At 45.7% G+C, this 3,240-nt stretch carries 5 protein-coding genes; 3 read left to right on the plus strand and 2 right to left on the minus strand.

The features are described from left to right. Positions 1–710: 710 nt before the first annotated feature. The gene (locus tag BM021_RS14705) at positions 711–1,094 is read left to right on the plus strand and encodes a hypothetical protein (protein WP_090721726.1); all 384 of its coding nucleotides are present in this window, start codon (positions 711–713) and stop codon (positions 1,092–1,094) included. 36 nt (positions 1,095–1,130) lie between these two features. Further along, positions 1,131–1,571, plus strand: a complete 441-nt coding sequence (locus BM021_RS14710; protein WP_177186398.1) for a hypothetical protein — start codon at positions 1,131–1,133, stop codon at positions 1,569–1,571. 115 nt (positions 1,572–1,686) lie between these two features. Here the strand turns inward: BM021_RS14710 and BM021_RS15850 are convergent, their stop codons facing one another. Next, positions 1,687–2,010, minus strand: a complete 324-nt coding sequence (locus BM021_RS15850) for a hypothetical protein (protein ID WP_218147889.1) — start codon at positions 2,008–2,010, stop codon at positions 1,687–1,689. Then, complete coding sequence (locus BM021_RS14720; protein WP_090721727.1) at positions 2,003–2,182, minus strand: hypothetical protein; 180 nt, start codon at positions 2,180–2,182, stop codon at positions 2,003–2,005. The genes BM021_RS15850 and BM021_RS14720 overlap by 8 nt, the downstream gene beginning before the upstream one ends. A gap of 263 nt (positions 2,183–2,445) precedes the next feature. Here BM021_RS14720 and BM021_RS14725 point away from each other — a divergent pair, with 263 nt between their 5' ends. Continuing rightward, on the plus strand, positions 2,446–3,108 hold the full coding sequence (locus BM021_RS14725) for an antA/AntB antirepressor family protein (RefSeq protein WP_090721728.1): 663 nt from the start codon (positions 2,446–2,448) through the stop codon (positions 3,106–3,108). Positions 3,109–3,240 lie beyond the last annotated feature (132 nt).

Consider the following 3,240-nt stretch of genomic DNA (forward strand, 5'->3'; position numbering starts at 1 on the left):
TTTAACCGTTCCATCGCTACCTCAAGTTGCTCCGTTCCACTTGCCTTCCGTGCCATGATGACCTCTACCAAAGGTAAAGGCTTATATTATTACTGCTTCTATCTGTAATTGGAATAACAGAGCGGCAAGTGCGCAATATCGTAGCAAGCCAGGATGATAACCAGATGGAATTGTTTTAAGAAGATGACAGACGACAAAAAAATAACTGATCTTTCAGTGGCAAGGTTCGAGAAACATACGAAATTAATACAATTAATTGATAACAGATATCAATCTATAAGTCCTGAAAAATGCCATCACCGAAGTTTTCTGATTGATGACAAAAAAGTTCAGGTTGAATGCAAAGATTGTGAAACTTTAATGAATCCCATGTACGTGCTCCAAAAATTGTGCACTGATGAAAGTCGGTATATGCAGGAGAAAAAACGCTATATCGCGCTATTGAGAGAGCTTAAAAAGAAAAGCCGTACCAAGTGCAAGCACTGCGGGAAATTCACGGACATCCGGTTATGAGATGTCCGGAGGGTTAATCCGGACATCGGTTGGTATGAAAGGCACTATTTCTGTGCCGTTTTTAATATCGGACACAAACAGAAAAAACTTTAACGATTTTTAACAAAAGGAAAAACCATGAAGCGCACACCGTAAATAATGAATATGAGTATCCGATTTAGAGAGCTTATTTTTTATAAACAACAGGAGTTTTTGAAATGAAATTAATTCCGGGCGCAATTGCAGTATCCATAGCAATCTCAGGGTGCGCCGCGCTTGACCCCGCTCAGCAGCCAGTTAATTACCAGCACGTAGTTGTTGATCCGACGGTATGCCAGAAATGCGATTACGCTACCGATATTTATCAATGCAACAACATCGCGCATCACAATACAAATTATACGGGTAATGCTGTAGGCGGCGCGGCAGTAGGCGCGGCAACCGGCGCAATATTCGGCGCTATACTCGGAATAGACCCCGGATTAATGGCTGCTGCAGGTGCGGCTGGCGGTGGCATTGGCGGTCTTGGCAACGAGGCGATGACAGTGCGGCAAATGATAGTACGCTGTATGCAAGGGCGTGGGTACAGCGTTTTAAGATAACCGGTTCTCAGTTTCTTTAAAAATAAGGGAGATAAAATGAAAGGTGGATCAAGAAAAATAATAGCAACTATGCTCTGCATAGCCATGACGCAATATGGCTGCGCGACATCATCCAAGGACATCGCGGCATCCTACGCATCGCCGATGCAATACAACAATTACGACTGTGATCAACTAACCGCAGAATCACAACGTATACAAGCCCGTGTTAGCCAGCTTGGAGGGCGGCTGGACAGCGCAGCATCAAATGATAAATGGCTTGTCGCTGCTGGTGTATTGGTCGCATGGCCGATCCTTTTTGCAGTTGGGGGAACTAAGGGGCAGGAAGCTGAATATGCGCGACTGAAGGGCGAATACGATGCAATACATCAATCAGCGGTAATGAAAAAATGCCCGGGAGTAATAACTACTCCGCAGACTACTACTGTAAAGGTGGAAGAACCAATTACTGAAGCTGCAGCCGATCCCAAAAAATAAGGAGATAGCTTGTAGGGGCGCATAACCTGCGCCTTGGTGGTTATATGTAAAGGAAAAGCGGTTTTCCTTTACATATGAGCATCGAAATGTAAATAAAATTTATGGGACAAATAAACTACAGCCAGCCAAAACCCTTAGCCATTAAACCAGCGAGCCCAAGCGCGGTGGCGATAATTGCGGAGAATAGGATGCGGAAATTAGACTCATCAACTTTGCGCAAATCTTTAATATCAACGCGCAAATCCTTGATGTCGATTTTGATATCCCGGATATCTGATTCAATGTGCGAAACAGAAGCCTCTAGTCGAGCAACGCGCGACTCTATGCCGGAAGGCGGTGGAACATCGCCTGAATTACCGCCACGTTTGGATAAACGCTCATTACGCGCGGAAATTTCAAGGTCTGACAGCCTGCCATCAATTTTTATTGGCTCAACCATTTTTAACCGCCTTCATGGTTTCTTCCAAATGGGTGATGGCGTTTTCAACAAGTGGCTTTACGCCCTCTGGCTGATGTTCTTGTGGCATGTTGGCAATAAGGTGCAAAGCGCGAATAATTGCGGCTTGCGCCTCAACGATATGAGTAATTGCGTCTTTAGTGTTTTGATCCATAAAAATAATTATGAATTAAAACTGAATTATTGACAACAGTATCAAATCGGGTGTATGGTTCGCGCAAGTGCTCAAAACACGAGTTGCAAAAGGCGGATACCGCGCCCGACAGTTGTGGTTTTTTTACGCCCATCGTTTTTGATGGCCGGGTGTGTGGCTAATAAAATAGCGGCTTGCCGCGAATATGCCCGCCGACCTTTTGCCGGTTTTGAGCACCTGGCCGCCTATGGCCTGCGTAGGAAATCCATCAAAAGGAGCAAAAGATGACAAATCAACTTATCCCCACCTTTACCGGCGAACTGGCCGGAGAAACTCAACCACTGGTCAATGCCCGTGATTTGCACGGTATACTGGAATCTGGTCATAAATTTGCTGATTGGATAAAAGAGCGCATCGAAAAATACGGTTTTATTGAGAACGAAGATTACCGCTTCACAAATTCCCGAAGCGGAAATAATCAAGGACTTAGGCGTTTTCTACCAGGTGGCAACCGGATTGATTACCACCTATCCCTGGACATGGCCAAAGAACTCGCCATGCTCGAAGGCAATGAAAAAGGCCGTCAAGCCCGCCGTTATTTCATCCAGATGGAAAAGCTCGCGCGCCAGGAAATCCCGGCTGTATTTCGCCGTCAAAGCGAGGCCCGCCCGTTCCAGGTTGAAACGCTGCAAATGGAGCGCATGAAAGAAGCCCTGCTCAAAGCTTACCCAAGCTGGAGGAAAATCAAACGCTATTTTGAAATGGGCTTAACACAAAAGGAAATCGGCAGGCTTATCAGAAAAAGCGAAAGCACCGTGCGCCGGTCGTTAGACAAGATGACCGCCTGTGGCGTGATCAACCGTACGATCAACCCGCTACTCTCAGCATATGGCAAACGCGGCAACCAAAAACGCTTGGCATTAATGGGAGGCAACCATGTCCACTAGAGCATTCTGCACTTAAATAGAGTCGATAAGGATTCTCAAAGGATGAGATATAGTTGATGATCTTGCTATGAGGAGGTGACATATGCCAAAACCCTTATCGAATGATCTCAGGAAGCGTCTGATCAAGGCGGT

Origin of the sequence: Nitrosomonas sp. Nm166 (genome assembly GCF_900112825.1) — a bacterium.
In the GTDB taxonomy this organism is placed as follows: Bacteria; Pseudomonadota; Gammaproteobacteria; order Burkholderiales; family Nitrosomonadaceae; genus Nitrosomonas.

Bases quoted from the DNA above. Each gene is read 5' to 3' on its own strand.
- BM021_RS14705 (WP_090721726.1), top strand. From the start codon at position 711: ATGAAATTAATTCCGGGCGCAATTGCAGTATCCATAGCAATCTCAGGG.
- BM021_RS14710 (WP_177186398.1), top strand. From the start codon at position 1,131: ATGAAAGGTGGATCAAGAAAAATAATAGCAACTATGCTCTGCATAGCC.
- BM021_RS15850 (WP_218147889.1), bottom strand. From the start codon at position 2,010: ATGGTTGAGCCAATAAAAATTGATGGCAGGCTGTCAGACCTTGAAATT.
- BM021_RS14720 (WP_090721727.1), bottom strand. From the start codon at position 2,182: ATGGATCAAAACACTAAAGACGCAATTACTCATATCGTTGAGGCGCAA.
- BM021_RS14725 (WP_090721728.1), top strand. From the start codon at position 2,446: ATGACAAATCAACTTATCCCCACCTTTACCGGCGAACTGGCCGGAGAA.